Genomic DNA, 17377 nt, shown 5'->3' with positions numbered 1-17377 from the left:
ATAATGTAGTAATTTTGCCAACAGATTTGAATATATAACTTCAATAGTATTAATATTTCAAGTATTATGGCAGAAAAGAAAGCTACAACAAAGAAGGCTGCTGAGACAAAGGAAGTTAAGGCTCCTGCAGCAAAGAAGTCAACAACCAAGAAGGTCGCAGCCGTGAAGGCAGACAAGGCCACAGTAGCAGTAAATGCTGAGAACATTGGTTTTAAGGCTGGAGATGTTTATCAGGCGCTGGCAGCAGCAGAGAAAGCTCTCACTGTAAAGGAGATTGCTAAGGCTGCAAAAATTTCTGAAGAGGAGACTTTGCTGGGTCTCGGCTGGCTGTTCAAGGAGGGTAAGCTCCTGAGCGCAGACAACAATAAGGTTGTTCTTGCCTAAGAGACGAGCATTTTAACAATAAGAAAAGGTCGGTAAGCAATGTGTTTTACCGACCTTTTTTAGTAATATGACATACGAAGAGCAGATATTACATATTCTTTCTCAGGTAGGTGAGCGTGGCATCAGTGTGTCCATGTTGGCCAAGAACATATATAATATGAACTGCACCCTGTTTTCTCAGCCCGATATGCAGGAGGTGTATCGTATGGTACAGCAGTATCTGCTCAAGAATTCCAAATCTTCACAGTCGCTGATCGAAAGCACAGGTCGTCGTGGCTATTATCGTTTAAACACCGGTAATAATGCCGTTGCCCGTCAGCTGATGCTGGATTTCCGTGAAGAGGAGATGACAGAAGATGAAGAAGAAGAGGAGAAATCGCAACAAGACCTCTCGCTCAATTTGTTCGACGAATTTTTCTCTTGATTATCTTTTTCCCGCCTTGTTTTCGAGTGTTTATCTTTCCATATAAACCTCTCGGTATAGGTCAAGCAATTGCTCGGCCGTCTTTCTCCACGAGAATAGTTCAGCTCTGGCCATTCCCCATTCCTTTTGCTGGCGATAGAATTCAGAATCGTTCTCCAACTTGATGAGCATATCTGCTATCTCGTCGGCATTCTCTGGGTTCACTTGTATCGCATTAATACCACCAATCTCTGGCATTGACGATGTGTTGCTTGTAACCACTGGCGTGCCGCAAGCCATAGCTTCAAGTAAAGGGATTCCAAAACTCTCACGGAGCGATGTGTACAGGAAGGCAAACGCACTATTATATATATAAGGTAAATCCTGGTTAGGTATGTATCCTGGCATAAAAATTTTCTCGCGCACATTATCTATGCGGTTCCTGCTAATAATACCATTCAGATAATCCCTGTCCAAATCAGCCATCAGCAAGGGGCGTTTCACTTCCGACCGTTCCAAATATCTTGAATAAGCCACCAGTGTTCGCTCCGTGTTTTTCTTCGGGTCTGTGTTGCCTAAGAAAAATAGGAAGCCCTTTTCAGGCATATAGTTCTTATATTTCTCTTCTTCATCATCAATAGGTCTGAACCAATCATTGAAGCCATTATATATCATCGCCATTCGTCGTTCTGAAATATTCAGCCTGTTGATGATATTGTTCTTCTCAAACTCGCTGACGGTAATGATTCGTCTGCACTTATGAAGAATACGTGGCACCACCAGTCGGCGGTATAGCCATCCCATGTTCTGATACAGCGACTTGTTCTTCTTGTCACGTGGTTCCAGGAATATAATGTCGTGCAAGGTTAGTATCATTGGAATATTACAGTGGATTGGTGCCGTGTTGCTGGTACAGTGCAGGATGTCAACCCCAATCTCTTTGGCTGCTTTTGGCAAGGCATACTGTTCCCATAGAGGATACGTAGGCATGTCAATTTCAATGATATGCACCTTACTCGAATCCTTAACGCAATGATCAGGACCTGGTTTGACAAACACATAGTAGTCATTCTGATGGTCCATCTGTTGTAGTTGCAATATCTCCTGCAGCACCACATAGTCCATGCCGTGTTTGTTCTTGCGGAAGATGCGCTGTGCTTCAATACCGATTCTCATGTCTCTCTTAGATTAAAGGTTGTTCGTTCTTTCTTATAGTTTCTTGATGACTTTGGCAGGCACTCCGCCAACAACGGTGTTCTCAGGAACATCTGTCGTAACAACAGCTCCAGCAGCCACCACTGCATGCTTTCCAATGGTAACGCCTGGCAATATCACGGCATTCGCTCCAATCCACACATCATCACCAATGACCACTGGCTTGGTCGATACGCCTTGCTCGTCAATGCGCTTGTTCTTATCCTCAAAGTTGTGATTCAGCGCCGTTACGGTGATACCCTGTGCCAGGTTCACATGACTTCCAATGGTCACAGGACCAATAATCGTGTTGTGAATACCTATGCGAGTATAGTCGCCAATCACCACGTCGCCCACCGCATTGTTGACACACGTGTACGATTCCACCACACTATGCCTTCCCAACGAGAATTTTCTATAGGGTGGGGTGTCCATCCTCACCGACCAATATATCTTAGAGCCTCGTCCCCGATGTTGATACAATGGAGCCAATAATCTGATATACCATCGTGGACGTGCATCCCGTTGGTTCATTATGAGGTAGTCCAGCAAGCGCTTGAACCGTGGACTATTCTTCATTTGTTGTCTGAATCCTTCTTTATTCATAGTTATTTTCATCGTTTCAGCCAAAACACCATTGTCGCTTTCCATCCAATATATCTCAGATAGCCTGACTTTATCGCGCGCCAAAATACGCCAAATTTCTCGCTTAGTGGTATTACGTGGCCAGTATAGAATACCTTACTCAGTGTGTAGCGAGCAAATTTCCTGATGATGGGCGAGTCTTGAAATCTGAAAAGTTCATCTATGACCGTCAGATAGCAATTAAGATTATACTTTGAATAATGCTTGCCCATTGTCGAAGCTTTCCTTACTCGATGTTTTACGAAAGACTTCTTTAGTGCAAAGATGTTACTGCTTTGCAAAGTTAATAAGGTCGTAAAGAGTTCATCTTCGTGTATGATGCCTGGATAAAAACTTAATTGAATGTTTCGTAAATATTCATGTTTGATAAATAAAACCCACACAACACAATTGTGTTTTTCCTTATCCAGCATCCTATTAAGTAACTTCAGTCCATCCTGTCTATCGTCGCTAACTAGATTCGTTCTTTTATAATCCCATGACAGAGGCTGAGCACCTTCATCCAACATGGTTTCTCCATCGAAGAATATAAAATCCGCATTTGTCGTCTTAGCATGATTGTAACATATTTGTAATGCCTCTATGTCAATCACATCGTCAGAATCCATGAAGTATATATATTCTCCTTTAGCATATTTCATTGCCAAGTTGCGCGCTGCCGATTGTCCTCGATTCTCTTGGTTGAAGTATCTTATGCGTTGGTCTGTTTCTTGATGTTTTTTTAGTATCTCTTCACTATTGTCTGTAGAGCCATCATTTACGGCAATAATCTCAATATCCTTCAGAGTTTGATTCTCTAAGGATTTAAGTGCCTCGTCCAAGTAGGGAGCCACATTATATACCGGCAATATGACACTAACTTTGGGCATCTGTAGAATTATATTTTTCGCAAAAGTAATATTTTTCTCTCGATTATCAAAGTAGTTTCCGTTTTATTTTGTATTTTTGCAACATAAAACCTAACTCGATGAATGAAAAGCAATATAAATTGGTTTACCTGACTCCAGCTTTATATATGGCCGGAGGAGTAGAGCGTGTACTTACGCTCAAGGCCAATTATTTTGCTGAGCACTTTGGATATGATATTACCATTATTCTGACCGAAGGCAAAGATAAACCATTCTTTTATTCGCTTTCACCTAAGATAAAGGTTGTCAATCTTGATATTAATTTCGAGGAGTTGTGGACGTGCTCTTTCCTCAAGAAGATCTTCGTTTATTTGAAGAAACAACGCCGATATAAAAGACTTGTTAAGGCCGAATTAATGCGAATTCATCCTGATTTCACAATCAGTTTGCTTCGTCGTGAAATTAACTTTCTCAATGATATTAAGGATGGAAGTAAGAAGATTGGTGAATTGCATGTGAATCGCGCTAACTATCGAAACTTTGAGGCTGGTGATTCGAATCTCATCAAGAACTTGTTCGCTAAATTCTGGATGCATAGCTTGGTTACAAAGCTGAAAAAACTAGATAGATTTATTGTATTGACAAATGAGGATAGATTGGCTTGGTTGGAACTGACAAATGTTAGTGTAATACCAGATCCTCTCTCGTTCGTTCCTAACCAGTTCAGTACTCTTACAGAAAAACGTGTCATTGCTGTAGGCCGTTATGTCTATCAGAAAGGCTTTGATCTTTTGCTTCAGTCTTGGTCGAAAGTTGAAAAGGAACATCCTGATTGGCAGTTGGTTATCTTTGGTGATGGCGATCGTGTTCCTTACGAGCAATTGATGAAACAGTTAGGGATTGATGCTGGTCGTTGTCATTTGAATGGACCAACAACTAATATCCAGCTTGAATACGCCAACAGTTCATTATTTGTTTTTAGCTCTCGCTTCGAAGGGTTTGGTATGGTATTGGTAGAAGCCATGGCATGTGGCTTGCCCGTGGTTTCCTTTGCCTGTCCATGTGGTCCCAAAGATATTGTTAGTGATGGTGAAGATGGTTTGTTGGTGAAGAACGGTGATGTTGATGCGTTGGAAAATGCCATTTCTCGTCTGATTTCAGATGAACAAATGCGCAATACGATGTCGCAGGCAGCTCAAAGAAATGTGAAGCGATTCAATATCAATCAAATTGCTGATAGGTGGAGACTTCTTTTTTCGGATTTAGATTCATAAGTATGGCACATTGGTACAATCAATATCTTTCCATCTATGGGATGCCTTTTAGCGTAGTCCCTCATCATATCATTGCCGAAAGTCGTGCCAGGTTGGCTTCGCTGCAAAGTTCAGAACCGTTGGTTAGTGTTGTTGTAATAGCCTATAATGAGTCTACACGCCTTCCTGCTTGTTTGTGGGCACTGAGTAATCTAAAGTCTAAGTATCCATTAGAAATTCTTGGCGTTAATAATAACTCGAAAGATGATACAGAGCTCGTTTATAAGTCTTTCGGTTTGCCTTATTATAACGAGACAAAGCAAAGTCCTGGTTATGCCAGACAGTGTGGCTTGGAACATGCCAAGGGCAAGTACCATTTCTTTATTGATGCAGATACGCTCTATCCTTCTTGTTATGTCGATTTGATGATGCATAAGCTCGAGAAATCAGGTGTGTCATGTGTTGGCACTTTCTGGAGCTATTATCCTGATGAAAAGCATTCCGCTTTTGGCTTGTTCCTCTTTGAGTTCATTCGTGACGCATTTTTATGGATTCAACATTTTAAGCGTCCAGAACTAAATGTTCGTGGCATGACCTTTGCATTCCGTGCCGATTATGCCCGTCAGGTGAAGATTCGTACCGATATCCGTCGTGGTGAGGATGGATCGTTAGCCCTTGAATTGAAGAAGTTCGGCAAGATTTCCTTCTTGTATAATCGTAAGGCTCGCCCAGTAACGGGTTATGGAACACTCAATGAAGGTTCCCTGTTTCAGAGTCTATGGCATCGTATTAAAGTACAGGGAAAGGGGATTACCCGTATTTTTCATTCGACTGATCATTACGAGGACACCAAAGAAAATATGATGTAAGTACTATCTTAATCGATATTTGATGGTCTTCAATACGCAGCGCAAGTAGCGCTTCATGGATATGTCGTGCTTCTGTCGGTTCCATAGCCAGAACCAACTGCGACTCCATAGGTGTTTGCGAATATCAAACTCCACCATGTCATCAATATCCTGATTGCCTTTCGATAGGGCATCGCGTTTGATAAGTTCAATCAGTTTCTCATCGTCTGCATTGCCTGAATGCTTGTCGGCTACAAATTCCAAGCGCCATTTGATAGAGAAGCGCACAGCCTCAATTTTATCTTCAATACATGTCAGGTCGTGACTAATTGAAAGACCATTTCCTCTATACTGAAATCCAGGCTCTTTGGTGTTGGCTACGCCATGACTGGCAGCCGCGATAAAAGCACTGATATCGTCACTCTGCCACCCATAGGGGAGTTTGTAAAAGCCTCCATTCTTTCGGAGCGTGTCGGTCTTAAAGAGCCAGTCGCCTAAATGCGTATTTCGTGGGTTGTAAATGAGTGAATATACCGATTCCCATTCAGGACGTTCCTCAAGTACACATACAAAGTTCGAATCATCATCAATAATTTCGCTGCGGGCATGATATAAGTCCAATTCTGGATACTTCTCAATTAGCTCGGCAAAGTCTTGCAGACAGCGTGGCGTCAAGTTGTCGTCATCTCCCATGCAAATGAGATAGTCGCCTGTAGCATGACTCAGACAAATATTCCAGTTATCCACCACGTTCTTGGCACCGCAGTTCTTCTCGTTCTTGAAATAGCGGATACGTGGGTCTGTGTATTGGTTCACAATACTGTCCAAATCGTATGGCGATGCATCATTAACAATCACAACCTCGTAGTCTTGATACGTCTGTGCCAACACACTGTCAATCGTTTCCTTAAGGTATTTATCCTTGTAGGCAGGAATCGTGACACTGAATTTAATGTTCTGCTTCATGTTGTTCGAACTATTTGATGCAAAGGTACAATTTTTTTTGAAAAGTATTTGGTTTTGCTCTATGTTTTTTGTACCTTTGCCACATATACAATCGAATAATCTATGCGATTAGCCTACATATATCCCGCTTTTATCAATATTGGTGGTGCCGACAAAATCATCATCAGTAAGGCTAATTATATGGCTGACCATTGGGGATATGAGGTGTTCCTGATTACAGATTCTCAAAATGGCATTGAGCCATTCTTTCCTCTTTCAGAGAAAGTACATCTTGTCGACCTAAACATCAACTTCTTTCAGCAGTATCAGTATGGTCCATTAAAGAGGTTGATGGTTTATCTGCGTTTGATGCGTGCATATAAAAAGGCTTTGACGCAAACCTTGGCACAAATCGAACCCGACATAATTATCTCTACCTTCAGTCGCGATGCCAAGTTCGTGAATCTTTATAAGCGCTATGCCAAAGCTGCTATAGCAGAGGTTCACACAACAAAGAAGAATATCCGTGCTTTGCCTAATCTCAGACTGAAGGGTGGGGTATATAAACTGTTGGCTGCTTATATAGAGCATCAGTTGAATGCCTCGGCCAAGAAGTTCGATGAGGTAGTAGTACTGAACACTTTGGAAGAACAGCTATGGCACTCTGTCCGTCAGGTTAAGGTCATCAACAATGCCGTTCAGTATTATCCAGAGGAGGAAAACCTTTTATTGGCTAAGAGTGTCATATATGTTGGTCGTGCTGAATACGAAAAGGCTCCTGATCGCTTGATTGATGTTTGGCGATTGGTGGCTCAGCGTCATCCAGATTGGACCTTGCGCATGTTCTGCACAGGCGCTATGCTAAATGACCTGAAAACGAAGGTAAAACAATATGGTATCGAGCAGCAAGTGATATTTATGCCTCCCACAAAAGATATGGAACATGAGTATATGACTAGTTCCCTTTGTGTGTTGACTTCTCGTTACGAAGGCTTCCCCGTTGTCTTGCAGGAGGCTATGGGCTGTGGCTTGCCTTGCATCTCGTTCAATTGTCCCAGTGGCCCGCGTTATATCATCAACGATGGAGAGGATGGCTATCTGGTGGAAGATGGCTGTATTGAGGCTTTCGCAGATAAGGTTTGCTTGTTGATGGAGAATGATGAACTGCGTCGCCAACTTGGACGTAAGGCCAAGCAGCATATGGCCTTTTATTCAAAAGACCGTATCATGAGTCAGTGGCGCAAATTGTTTGATTCTTTAATATAATATATAATGAAACTCTTGATAAACGATTTTTTTTCACAACTGAGCAAATACAGAAATGGTATTATGGGATTAGCAATGTTCTCCATAATGCTTTCACATCAAGAGTTCTCAAGTTTCCCTCCATTTAATTTTTTTCATAACTATGGTCATTGGGGGGTTGAGATTTTTCTTTTTTTGTCAGGAATGGGAATGGTTCGCTCTCTTGCTAAAAATAGTGTTCGTATCTTTTTTTATCATAGATTACAGCGTCTATTTCCTGCTTGTTTGTTTTTTGGGTTGTTTAAATGGTCTATATTCCAAGTAGATGATTCATGTTTATCAGAACTTCATATAAACCTTTGGTCATGTTTTAGTCTTGATTTGTGGTTTATCCACTCAATAATCATTTATTATGTTATGAGCCCTCTATTATATAGATTTCTGATGAAGTATCCTGAATTAGGGGCGTTAACTGTTCTTATAGCATATTTCCTCTCCCACTTCTTTTTAACTCCTATAGTAGGATATAATTGGAGAAGTCCTATCGGTGTCTTGACATGGACTTTGGGACGCCTACCAGTCTTTGTCTTTGGGATGTTTTTCGCTCTTTTCCCCAAAATAATTTATAAACAGAGATTATATATGTGCTTGGGGGCGTTTATCTTCGCTGTTCTTCTTGTCATAATTGCCAAAATGATAGAATTACCTTTATGGATTAGTTGCTTCCTCCCTCTTTGTACAGCATTGGGTACTCCTGTTATGGTTATTGGATGTATTATATTACTATCTAGAATTCCTGTTTTATTTCGACATTTTTGTTTTTTTACGGGAAGTATTTCTTTAGAATTATATCTTATACATGAATTTGTAATATGGTCATTATATTTGAAGGCATATAATTTATATAATAATATGCTACTTCTCTTAGTTGCTATTTTGTTGTCATTTGTTTTGGCATATGTTGGTAAGACTATTTTGAATCGTATTTTGGTTAGTATAACAAGTAGTAATGATAAAAATGTTAGATAAACTTTTTCGAAAAGAAGGTGCTTTTGCTCCAGCCGTTTTCGCTGATAGTCGGTTGTCGCTCGATTGTTTTGACGAGCGTCATCTTGTCTATCAACGCCATATCACGGGTATGTGGCGCCCCAAACCAGTCCTCTATCAGGCCGATTCCTTCCTTTTTGTTAAAGACGATATTCTTTATCTGTTCTACGAATTACAGCATTGGGATGATCCTGGTGTGATAGCCATGGTGAAAACATCTGATTTAGTAACTTGGACAGAGCCTGTTGTTGTTCTTAAACAACCCTTTCATCTCTCCTTTCCTTATGTTTTTGAGGATAATGGTGTGGTCTATATGGTGCCTGAGTCACAGGAAAGTGATGCCATTCATCTTTACCGTGCTGATAACGATGAGCTGACCTCTTTTTCAAAGGTGCGTACACTGTTGCGTCAGGAACGTACAAAAGGCATTCATTATAACTTGAACGATAGTCATATCTATAAAAAAGGCGAATCCTATTATCTCTTTACTTCCTATCAGAAGGATTGGATGTACTATCAAGAGCTCTATATGACGGACAATCTCCTTGAAGGTACGTTTGTGAAGCATCCTTGTTCTCCTATATGTGTGAGTAACGAGTATGGACGTAATGGCGGATCATTGATAGATTACAATGGTCATCTTCTGCGAGTCACTCAAGACTGCCATCGTGACTATGGTGATAACGTTTCTCTAATGGAGATTACTAAGTTGAGTGAGACGGAATATTCTGAGACGCTTTATAAGAGGAATATCTTGCCCAAGAACACCATCTTCCGTGATGGTGGCCATCAGTTTAATTTGACACGTTTTAAGGACCATTATATCTACGCCACCGACTATAAACAAAATCGATGGGCGTGGTATAGGTTGTGGATAGCGTTATTAACCAAACTAAATTTACATCAGCATAAGGGATGAAGATACTATTTCTTGTATATCACGGTTTCTCTGAAGTAAGTGGCATCTCTAAGAAGATTCATTATCAGGTGAAGGGCCTTCGTCAGAATGGTCACGAGGTTCATCTTTGCTATTATGATGTGGGGCAGAATGGACATTGGCAGCGGTTGGTTGATGAAGGAACTGTTATTGAGGATTATGGTACCGGACGAATGGCTGGTCTTCGTCAGCGTATCAGTTATGGCGCTGTTTATGACTATTGCGTGTCGAACGGCATCCAGATGGTCTATGCTCGTTGCTTCCAGAATGCAAACCCATGGTTGAATCATTTCTTTGCCAGATTAAAGAAAGCTGGTATTAAAGCAGTGATGGAGATTCCTACTTATCCCTATGACCAGGAGTTTGAAGGCTTTTCTCGCATTGAGCGTCTGCAACTGCGCATTGATCAGATATTCCGTAAAGGGTTAGCACGTCATCTTGAGGCTATTGTCACCTTTACCAATCTTGAACAGATCTTTGGTCAGCGTACCATCCGTATCAGTAATGGCGTGGATTTTGATTGCATGCCTTTGCATCAGAAAGTCGATACCACCAAGGAACTTCATTTAATTGGTGTTGCCGAGGTGCACTATTGGCATGGCTATGATCGACTGATAGCAGGCTTGGGTGAGTACTATCGTCAACCCAACGTGAAGCCTGTTTACTTTCATATCGTCGGTGGCATATGGAGGTCAGAGATGTATAATGATGAACACGCACCAGGCTTTTTTGAACTGTCAAAAAAATATGGAATTCTTGATAAGGTATTCTTCCATGATCAGTTGTTTGGTGATGAGTTGAATGAAGTCTTTGCTAAAGCTAATTTTGCTGTTGGCAGTTTGGCCCGCCATCGTTGTGGTATTACTGATATTAAGACCTTGAAGAATCGCGAATATGCCTGTCGTGGTATTCCCTTTGTCTATTCCGAAAATGATAGTGATTTCGACCATCAACCTTATGTGTTGAAGGTTCCTGCAGACGAATCACCTATTGATATTGCCCGTATCGTGTCGTTCGAAGAACAACTTCAGATGACACCTCAAGATATCCGCCACTCAGTGGAACATCTGTCATGGAAAGTGCAGATGCAGAAAGTAGTAGATCAATGCCTATGAAAATCATTTTTCTTCATCATGCCAATTATTGCAAAGGCGGCATAGAACGTATGATGGCCATGAAAGCAAATTACCTGTCCGAGCAGATGGGCTGGGAGGTGATACTGCTTACATATGAGCAGAATGGTGAGCCTTTCCCGTATGAGTTGTCGCCTAAGGTGCGACAGGTTGACTTGGATGTTCATCTCTATTCTGCCTATAAATCGGCTTATCCTTTGCGTTATTATAAGAAGGTAAGGTTACGTCGTAAGTTGTCGCAGGCCCTGCATGTCTTCTTGAAGGAAGAAAAGGCAGACGTCATTATTTCTACCGACAAGGACGCACACGAATTGAAAGCCTTGTATAAGGCACATACTACCGAGAAACTTGTTGTCGAGGCGCATACGGGTATGGTAGATCATGAGATGCAAGTGCAGCGCACTAATTTTTTCTGGCGTCGGCAGATTGCCTACAAGGATTTGTTGCGATTAAAATTGGCAGTATCTAATTATGATGTCCTTATTGCACTGACAGAAGAGGATGCTCGCTGTTGGCAACCGTGGATTAAAACTGTGGTAATGCCTAATACGCTTACGTATTTCCCTTCTCAGGCAGTCAATCTTTCAGAAGAAAAAAAACATGTGATTGCTGTGGGACGCTTGGATTATCAGAAAGGACAGGATCTTCTTTTGCAGGCTTGGCAGGAAGTGGAGCAGCAGCATCCTGATTGGTTCTTGGATATCTATGGTGATGGCTTGGAGAAAAACGCTCTTTTATCCCAAATGTCTTCTCTTCGTTTACAGCGTGTTGCCATTCACCCAGCTACAACCAATATCTATGCTGAGTATATGAAGAGTGATTTTCTTGTTTGCTCTTCACGTTGGGAATCGTTTGGCTTGGTTATCATTGAGGCTATGTCATGTGGCTTGCCCGTTGTCTCCTTTGATTGTGATAACGGTCCTCGTAGTATCATTGCTAACGGGGAAGATGGTATTCTGGTTCAGAATGGTGATGTTTGCGATATGTCTTCGAAGATCTGTCGTATGATAGAGGATCAGGAAAGTCGCATTCGTATGGGTGCGGCTGCACGTCAGAATGTTTATCGATATAATGAGGCTTCTGTCTATGCCCAGTATGTCGCGTTCTTAAAAGGTCTTGTGTTCTAAAACAAAAAAAAGACATTGCTTTTCAGCGATGTCTTTTTTTGAGGGTGCCCGGTGGGACTCGAACCCACGACATTCAGAACCACAATCTGACGCTCTAACCAACTGAACTACGGGCACCATGTTGGTTGCTTCCTTAAAAGCGAGTGCAAAGGTACGACTTTTTTTTGATATTACCAAACTAATTGCGTATTTTTTTTAATATGGCATGAAAAAAGCCCCAATCTTCTCTATTGCTTGAGGAGAGTAGGGGCTTTCTTGTATGTCCGGAAGTTGACTTACTCGTTCTCGGCAGGAGCCTGAGCAGCGGGAGCCTCTTCCTGTACAGGGCTTGCGCCAAGACCATTAGCATTGCTGGGGCTGGTCATAGGAGCCTCGACGGCTTTCTCGATGGCGTTAACTGCATCTTCGTTCTTGGGTGCTACATATGCGCAGATAACGCTGACAGCAACCATGAAGGCAGCCAAGCTCCAAGTAGCTTTCTCGATGAAGTCAGTGGTCTTACGAACACCACCGATCTGGTTGTAAGAGGCGAAGTTTGAAGCCAAACCACCACCTTTTGATTCCTGAATCAGAACAATGCCAACCATCAGAATGGCGGCAATCACGATGAGGATCACTAAAAGAAAATAAGTTCCCATTTTGTTGTTTATTTTTTATTATTATTTATTATTAATTTCTCTAAGAAACGTATTTGGTCTGCAAAGTAAACATTTTTTTTCGGATTTTCCAAACTTAATTGCTGAATAATTTCTAAAGCTTTGGAATAATTGCCTTGTTTGATGTAAATTCGGGCCAAAGTTTCCGTAAAATATCCTTTTTCACCCTGTTTACCCTCTTTTTTGCTCTCAAATGCGTCATTATCGAGTTCAGGCTTGAGGGTGGGGTTCTCGTTGAGTACTATCTTGCCTTTGTCGTTATTTATGAACGAGTCAATAAGGCTCTGTCCAATAAGTTGTGGCACCTTGGCGGCTTGCTCACGTTCCTCTTCCGTCTCACTCTCAAGCAGATATGCCACATAGTCCACAGCAGCGTCGGCAGGTGTGGGCTTGCGCTTGGCTTTCTTCTCTGGCTCCTCTTCCTTGGGTAGTGAGTCCAGGAAGTCGTCAATCAGTGACAGCGTACGACTGTCTCTTTCGTCTGCGCTGACAGCCTTCTTCTCCGTCTGCTGTTTCTGAGTTTTCAATTGATAGTGGGCGGCCTCAATCATCTGGAACAGCACCTTGCGGTCTGTGATATAGATGGCTGCCTGGCGCAGTTCCTGGTCAAATGATGGGTCGTGCAGCAGATAAAGATTCTGCAGCAGTAGCAGTCGCGCCGATTGGAAATACGGATATAGCGCTAGCATGGAACGTAACTCATAGAGTGAGTCGCGATCCATTCTCTCAGGGTGATCTATCAGTTCTACTATATCCATTCTATTACCAATTTGCTACTGTAGCGTTGAAAATCTGATCAATGATGTCTTTCGTCATCTGCGTCACAAGCTCCTCCTGTACAGAGTTGAGTGATTGCGTTGTTGCGTACGAGGCTTGGGATGTGAACTGGCGTTCAAAGTCCTGCTCGTGGTTCTTGTTGTTTGTGAACCTTACGTTGACGGTCATCGACAACTCCGTCTGGGCAGAATAGCCTTCGCTGCTCACCGACTTGTTGCGTTGCTCGTAACGCGTAATCTCACCTTCAATCTTCAGGTCGCCATTGCGTTTCACCTGCGATAGCTTGGTGTGATTGGCATACTGGTCCTTCAGCGCTGTATTAAAGATGTTAGCCATCGGTCCCCACACGTAGTTAGAGCGAATGGGGAAGTCGGCTATCTGAATAGTCTTTGTTATGTCGTAGTTGATGCTGGCACCATTAAAGGTGTAGCACGACGACATAAAGAGCGATGCCACGAAAATCACCATCATCATGCCATACTGCTTCAGTCTGCGATAGAGTGTACGGTCGCTAATGCCCAACTCCTGTGCCGCTTTCTTGCGATTGCCTTTGTTACGCTCCAAAGCCTTTTCCAACATCTGTCTGCTCAGGTCGTTTAAGTTCAAGTTCTCCTGCTCAGGCGTCGGCTCAATATATTCCTCAGCCTCAGCTTCCTCCATCATGGGGTGGATTGGTTGAATCGGTGTGATGGACGTTGTTGCAGGCGCACCAATGATAGTGTGTTTGTTTTGCACATCCTCCATCTGCTTCTTCAGTTGTCCCATCTCGCGACGCATGTCGTTCACGTTGCCACGCAACTCAAACAGAATCTTATATAGAATCTCGCGTTCGTTCTCAAACGAATGGTCGCTGTTGCTGTTATTCACCACAGCCAGTTGCGTTGTCTCCTTATCCTGTGGAATAAACTGAGCCAGAATCTCAGGGGTGATGGTGCGTTCCTTGCTCAGAACGGAAATCTGTTCTGTGATATTCTTCAGTTGTCTCACGTTTCCTGGCCATTTGTAGCGCATCAGCATGTGCTTGGCCTCATCGGTCAGTGTGATACGCTCCATACGGTATTTCTCAGCCATCTGCATGGCAAAGAGACGGAACAGCAGTACGATATCCTCGCCACGCTCGCGCAGAGGCGGCATCTGGATGGGAATACTGTTCAATCGATAGTAGAGATCCTCACGGAAACGTCCTTCGCTGATGGCCAGTCTGATGTTGACGTTGGTTGCTGCTACAATGCGCACGTCGGTCTTACGAATCTCTGTGCCACCCACGGGAATGTACTCGCCAGTCTCCAGCACACGTAGCAATCGGGCTTGCGTGGCTAATGGCAGTTCGCCTACCTCGTCCAAAAACAGCGTGCCCTTGTTGGCAGCACCGAAGTATCCTGGAGAGTCGTTGACAGCTCCCGTATATGAACCTTTTACATGGCCAAAGAGTTCTGAGTCGATGGTTCCCTCAGGGATAGAGCCGCAGTTGATGGCGAAATACTTTTCGCGCTTGCGAGGCGAGTTGTCATGAATCACACGAGGGATAATCTCCTTTCCCACGCCACTCTCGCCAATGATGAGTACGCTCAAATCCGTAGGAGCCACCTGCAGCGCCACGTCCAGAACATGGTTCAGCGCATCGCAGTTGCCCACGATGTTATATCTCTGTTTTATTCGTTGTAATTCAACGTTATTCATAATTAGCTGACTTAGTTTCCTTAGGCGCTTTCGACTTGTCGTCGCCTGATGAACGGAAACGCACCTTTTCACTGTCGTCACGCTTCTCGTGATAGAGCTTGGGCAACGGGTTCTCCAGAGGCTCGTCGTAGTTCTGGCGGTTGTGCCATACGTCGATAGCCTCATAGATGGCGTTGCGCAGCGACTGTTCGTCCACCATGTTCTTGCCCACCATGTTCAGACATACACCATGAGCTGGTGCTGTTCGGATGATGTCCAAACCAGTGGTGAAACGTACGCCGTTCTCATAGGCCACAGCCTTGAAAGGCGTCTGACCCTGATCATGGTACATGGCCAGCACACCGTCGAAATGGTAATAGGCACTGCGTCCGAAGAAATCATCGGCAGCATAGGGACCAAACACCTGAATGCCCTGTTCTGCCAATTCGCTGATGGCAGGGTTGATAATCGTCTGCTCCTCGTCGCCCAGAATACCATCCTCTCCACAACGGGGATTCAAAGCCAGTACGGCAATGCGAGGGTTGGCCACGCGCAGGTCGCGCTTCAATGCCTGATGGAATAAACGCGCCTTCTCAACAATTTTCTGCTTGGTGATAGCTTCTGCCACATCCTTAATGGCCACATTGTTGGTTACCAGAGCCACGCGCAGGTCGTCGTTGGTCAGAATGGTCAGTCCCTTTTTGCCGTCGGCCAGAGTCTTCTCAATGTAGTTGGTATGGCCGTTGAAGCCAGGAATACTGTTCTTGCTGACGGGAGCCGTTACCAGCACGTCGAAGAGTCCCTCCTTGTAGTCGGCCAGTGCCTTGTCGATGGCAATCTTTGCGGCCATGCCCGACTCGGGCGTTGAGATACCCAGGTCAACCTTAATCTCCTCTTCGGTCACAGTGAGCAAGTTCAAACGCGCGTCATGTGCCTCTTTCGCATCCTTGATGACGGTGAATGGCGTTTCCAAGCCCAGCGTCTTGCAATAATAGCTGGCCAACTTGGGCGAGCCATAGACGATGGGCGTGCAAATCTCCAGCATCGCAGGGTCTGCAAATGTCTTTAATATCACTTCATAGCCAATGCCGTTGGTGTCACCATGCGTAATGGCTACGCGTATTTTTCTTTCTTGTTCCATAGTTGTTGAGCTTATTGAGAGTCTTTAGGGGTTCTGAGCCCCTTGTTTTTTCTATCAGTTGAAAGGAGTCCGCAGGCCGCAAAGATATCTTGGCCGCGACTCGCACGAATGGTGGTGAATACCCCGTGCTGTGTCAGGTAGTCACGCAACTGCTCCATGCGCTGCTCGTTGGCACCAGGCAGGTCCACGTCAGGAATCTGGTGAAAGCGAATCAGGTTGACACGACATTCCAGACCCTGCAGCAGTTTGACAATCTCGCGACCGTGCTCCAATGTGTCGTTCAGACCGCTAAAGCAGATGTACTCAAACGAACAGCGACGCTGGTGTGTGAAGTCGTATTGCTTCAGCAGGGCTACGGTGTCAGTAATCGACATGCCCTTCTCAGCGGGCATCAATGACTGGCGCTGGTCGGGTAGGGGCGAGTGCATCGAGATAGCTACATGACACTGGCTCTCGTCAAGGAATCGCTTGAGCTTGTTCTTCACCCCCACGCTACTCACGGTGATGCGCTTAGGACTCCATGCGTAGCCGTCGGCAGCCGTCAGGATGCTTGTCGTCTTCAGCACATTGTCCAGGTTGTCCATAGGTTCTCCCTGTCCCATAAACACCACGTTGGTCAGTCGCTCTCTTTCGGGCAGCGAATAAATCTGGTTCAGAATATCGCCAGCAGTCAGGTTCCCCTGAAAGCCTTGCTTGCCTGTCTGACAAAACAGACAGTTCATTTTGCAGCCCACCTGACTTGATACGCAGAGGGTCGCTCTGTCGCCATCAGGGATGAATACGGTCTCAACAAATAGTCCTTTTTCGTTCGTTGCGATATCATCGCAACCCTCAGTCCTAACAGGAAACAAATACTTGATCGTTCCGTCGATACTTCGCTGGCAATCAATAGGTTCCATGTTGCCGACGCAGTAATGTTCTGCCAACTTCTCTCTGTTCTGTTTTGAGATATTGGTCATCTCATCAATGCTTCTGACATTCTTTTCGTAGAGCCACTTTGCTATTTGTCCACCCGTAAAGGCAGGCATACCCAACTCCTTCGCAACCAGTTTCAGTTCCGTAGCCGTTAGTCCAAGTAGCACTTTCTTGTTCATGTTCCCTATCTTTGTAGATTCCATATTAAGTTGCAAAGTTA

At 43.9% G+C, this 17377-nt stretch carries 18 protein-coding genes, 1 tRNA gene and 1 pseudogene; 9 read left to right on the top strand and 11 right to left on the bottom strand.

From position 1 onward, the window contains the following. The first annotated feature begins 66 nt into the window (after window positions 1-66). Entirely contained in the window at window positions 67-384 is a 318-nt protein-coding gene (locus M1D30_RS08295; protein WP_248502875.1) for a winged helix-turn-helix domain-containing protein, read from the top strand. A 67-nt stretch (window positions 385-451) separates the two neighbouring features. After that, window positions 452-808, top strand: a complete 357-nt coding sequence (locus tag M1D30_RS08290; protein ID WP_248502873.1) for a hypothetical protein — start codon at window positions 452-454, stop codon at window positions 806-808. 30 nt (window positions 809-838) lie between these two features. Here M1D30_RS08290 and M1D30_RS08285 read toward each other — a convergent pair whose 3' ends face one another. Genes M1D30_RS08285 through M1D30_RS08275 form a run of 3 tightly spaced genes read right to left on the bottom strand, consistent with a single transcriptional unit; the run spans window position 839 to window position 3495 of the window. Continuing rightward, window positions 839-1963 carry a glycosyltransferase family 1 protein gene (locus tag M1D30_RS08285; RefSeq protein ID WP_248502871.1) on the bottom strand — a complete coding sequence of 375 codons (1125 nt, stop codon included), beginning with the start codon at window positions 1961-1963 and terminating at the stop codon, window positions 839-841. A gap of 33 nt (window positions 1964-1996) precedes the next feature. After that, a complete protein-coding gene (locus M1D30_RS08280) occupies window positions 1997-2587 on the bottom strand; it encodes a DapH/DapD/GlmU-related protein (RefSeq protein WP_248502868.1) in 591 nt (196 codons plus the stop codon). A gap of 8 nt (window positions 2588-2595) precedes the next feature. Continuing rightward, complete coding sequence (locus M1D30_RS08275) at window positions 2596-3495, bottom strand: glycosyltransferase family 2 protein (protein WP_248502866.1); 900 nt, start codon at window positions 3493-3495, stop codon at window positions 2596-2598. Between the two features lie 98 nt (window positions 3496-3593). Between M1D30_RS08275 and M1D30_RS08270 the strand changes: the two genes are divergently transcribed. Beyond that, the gene (locus tag M1D30_RS08270; RefSeq protein ID WP_248502863.1) at window positions 3594-4748 is read left to right on the top strand and encodes a glycosyltransferase family 4 protein; all 1155 of its coding nucleotides are present in this window, start codon (window positions 3594-3596) and stop codon (window positions 4746-4748) included. 2 nt (window positions 4749-4750) lie between these two features. Continuing rightward, a complete protein-coding gene (locus M1D30_RS08265) occupies window positions 4751-5596 on the top strand; it encodes a glycosyltransferase family A protein (protein ID WP_248502861.1) in 846 nt (281 codons plus the stop codon). A gap of 3 nt (window positions 5597-5599) precedes the next feature. On the opposite strand, the gene M1D30_RS08260 is transcribed toward M1D30_RS08265, so the two are convergent. Then, window positions 5600-6541, bottom strand: a complete 942-nt coding sequence (locus tag M1D30_RS08260) for a glycosyltransferase (protein ID WP_248502859.1) — start codon at window positions 6539-6541, stop codon at window positions 5600-5602. Window positions 6542-6643: 102 nt separating this feature from the next. Here M1D30_RS08260 and M1D30_RS08255 point away from each other — a divergent pair, with 102 nt between their 5' ends. The 5 genes from M1D30_RS08255 to M1D30_RS08235 all read left to right on the top strand — a co-directional run bounded on the left by M1D30_RS08255 (window position 6644) and on the right by M1D30_RS08235 (window position 12009). Further along, window positions 6644-7786, top strand: a complete 1143-nt coding sequence (locus M1D30_RS08255) for a glycosyltransferase family 4 protein (RefSeq protein ID WP_248502857.1) — start codon at window positions 6644-6646, stop codon at window positions 7784-7786. Between the two features lie 63 nt (window positions 7787-7849). Further along, complete coding sequence (locus M1D30_RS08250; protein WP_248502855.1) at window positions 7850-8794, top strand: acyltransferase; 945 nt, start codon at window positions 7850-7852, stop codon at window positions 8792-8794. After that, window positions 8784-9731, top strand: a complete 948-nt coding sequence (locus M1D30_RS08245; RefSeq protein WP_248502852.1) for a glycosyl transferase — start codon at window positions 8784-8786, stop codon at window positions 9729-9731. Before M1D30_RS08250 ends, M1D30_RS08245 begins: the two co-directional genes overlap by 11 nt. Further along, entirely contained in the window at window positions 9728-10864 is a 1137-nt protein-coding gene (locus tag M1D30_RS08240) for a glycosyltransferase family 1 protein (RefSeq protein ID WP_248502850.1), read from the top strand. Before M1D30_RS08245 ends, M1D30_RS08240 begins: the two co-directional genes overlap by 4 nt. Next, window positions 10861-12009 carry a glycosyltransferase family 4 protein gene (locus tag M1D30_RS08235; RefSeq protein ID WP_248502848.1) on the top strand — a complete coding sequence of 383 codons (1149 nt, stop codon included), beginning with the start codon at window positions 10861-10863 and terminating at the stop codon, window positions 12007-12009. The genes M1D30_RS08240 and M1D30_RS08235 overlap by 4 nt, the downstream gene beginning before the upstream one ends. Window positions 12010-12052: 43 nt before the next feature. Here the strand turns inward: M1D30_RS08235 and M1D30_RS08230 are convergent. From M1D30_RS08230 to rlmN, 7 genes and pseudogenes are all read right to left on the bottom strand, one after another. Continuing rightward, window positions 12053-12126: transfer RNA gene (locus M1D30_RS08230), tRNA-His, on the bottom strand. Window positions 12127-12284: 158 nt separating this feature from the next. Then, window positions 12285-12647, bottom strand: a complete 363-nt coding sequence (gene secG, locus M1D30_RS08225) for a preprotein translocase subunit SecG (RefSeq protein ID WP_248502846.1) — start codon at window positions 12645-12647, stop codon at window positions 12285-12287. 8 nt (window positions 12648-12655) lie between these two features. Next, the gene (locus tag M1D30_RS08220; RefSeq protein ID WP_248502843.1) at window positions 12656-13423 is read right to left on the bottom strand and encodes a tetratricopeptide repeat protein; all 768 of its coding nucleotides are present in this window, start codon (window positions 13421-13423) and stop codon (window positions 12656-12658) included. A gap of 4 nt (window positions 13424-13427) precedes the next feature. Continuing rightward, window positions 13428-13883 (bottom strand): LptE family protein, encoded by a 456-nt coding sequence (gene lptE / locus M1D30_RS08215; RefSeq protein ID WP_256466183.1) that lies wholly within the window; start codon window positions 13881-13883, stop codon window positions 13428-13430. A gap of 30 nt (window positions 13884-13913) precedes the next feature. Next, a pseudogene (locus M1D30_RS08210) lies at window positions 13914-15122 on the bottom strand (sigma-54 interaction domain-containing protein); the annotation flags it as partial. After that, the gene (pdxA, locus tag M1D30_RS08205; protein ID WP_248502841.1) at window positions 15115-16242 is read right to left on the bottom strand and encodes a 4-hydroxythreonine-4-phosphate dehydrogenase PdxA; all 1128 of its coding nucleotides are present in this window, start codon (window positions 16240-16242) and stop codon (window positions 15115-15117) included. The pseudogene M1D30_RS08210 and the gene pdxA, both read right to left, overlap by 8 nt. An 11-nt stretch (window positions 16243-16253) precedes the next feature. Next, window positions 16254-17336 carry a 23S rRNA (adenine(2503)-C(2))-methyltransferase RlmN gene (rlmN, locus tag M1D30_RS08200; RefSeq protein ID WP_248502838.1) on the bottom strand — a complete coding sequence of 361 codons (1083 nt, stop codon included), beginning with the start codon at window positions 17334-17336 and terminating at the stop codon, window positions 16254-16256. Window positions 17337-17377: the final 41 nt, after the last annotated feature.

The sequence above is a fragment of the Prevotella sp. E15-22 genome (genome assembly GCF_023204875.1).
Lineage (GTDB): Bacteria > Bacteroidota > Bacteroidia > Bacteroidales > Bacteroidaceae > Prevotella.
Note: the sequence above shows the minus strand (reverse complement) of the source record. Positions and strands in the feature narration are given on the sequence as shown.

Excerpts from the sequence above, each read along its gene's own strand:
- M1D30_RS08295 (WP_248502875.1), top strand. The coding sequence starts at position 67 with ATGGCAGAAAAGAAAGCTACAACAAAGAAGGCTGCTGAGACAAAGGAA.
- M1D30_RS08290 (WP_248502873.1), top strand. The coding sequence starts at position 452 with ATGACATACGAAGAGCAGATATTACATATTCTTTCTCAGGTAGGTGAG.
- M1D30_RS08285 (WP_248502871.1), bottom strand. The coding sequence starts at position 1,963 with ATGAGAATCGGTATTGAAGCACAGCGCATCTTCCGCAAGAACAAACAC.
- M1D30_RS08280 (WP_248502868.1), bottom strand. The coding sequence starts at position 2,587 with ATGAATAAAGAAGGATTCAGACAACAAATGAAGAATAGTCCACGGTTC.
- M1D30_RS08275 (WP_248502866.1), bottom strand. The coding sequence starts at position 3,495 with ATGCCCAAAGTTAGTGTCATATTGCCGGTATATAATGTGGCTCCCTAC.
- M1D30_RS08270 (WP_248502863.1), top strand. The coding sequence starts at position 3,594 with ATGAATGAAAAGCAATATAAATTGGTTTACCTGACTCCAGCTTTATAT.
- M1D30_RS08265 (WP_248502861.1), top strand. The coding sequence starts at position 4,751 with ATGGCACATTGGTACAATCAATATCTTTCCATCTATGGGATGCCTTTT.
- M1D30_RS08260 (WP_248502859.1), bottom strand. The coding sequence starts at position 6,541 with ATGAAGCAGAACATTAAATTCAGTGTCACGATTCCTGCCTACAAGGAT.
- M1D30_RS08255 (WP_248502857.1), top strand. The coding sequence starts at position 6,644 with ATGCGATTAGCCTACATATATCCCGCTTTTATCAATATTGGTGGTGCC.
- M1D30_RS08250 (WP_248502855.1), top strand. The coding sequence starts at position 7,850 with ATGGGATTAGCAATGTTCTCCATAATGCTTTCACATCAAGAGTTCTCA.
- M1D30_RS08245 (WP_248502852.1), top strand. The coding sequence starts at position 8,784 with ATGTTAGATAAACTTTTTCGAAAAGAAGGTGCTTTTGCTCCAGCCGTT.
- M1D30_RS08240 (WP_248502850.1), top strand. The coding sequence starts at position 9,728 with ATGAAGATACTATTTCTTGTATATCACGGTTTCTCTGAAGTAAGTGGC.
- M1D30_RS08235 (WP_248502848.1), top strand. The coding sequence starts at position 10,861 with ATGAAAATCATTTTTCTTCATCATGCCAATTATTGCAAAGGCGGCATA.
- secG (WP_248502846.1), bottom strand. The coding sequence starts at position 12,647 with ATGGGAACTTATTTTCTTTTAGTGATCCTCATCGTGATTGCCGCCATT.
- M1D30_RS08220 (WP_248502843.1), bottom strand. The coding sequence starts at position 13,423 with ATGGATATAGTAGAACTGATAGATCACCCTGAGAGAATGGATCGCGAC.
- lptE (WP_256466183.1), bottom strand. The coding sequence starts at position 13,883 with ATGTCGTCGTGCTACACCTTTAATGGTGCCAGCATCAACTACGACATA.
- pdxA (WP_248502841.1), bottom strand. The coding sequence starts at position 16,242 with ATGGAACAAGAAAGAAAAATACGCGTAGCCATTACGCATGGTGACACC.
- rlmN (WP_248502838.1), bottom strand. The coding sequence starts at position 17,336 with ATGAACAAGAAAGTGCTACTTGGACTAACGGCTACGGAACTGAAACTG.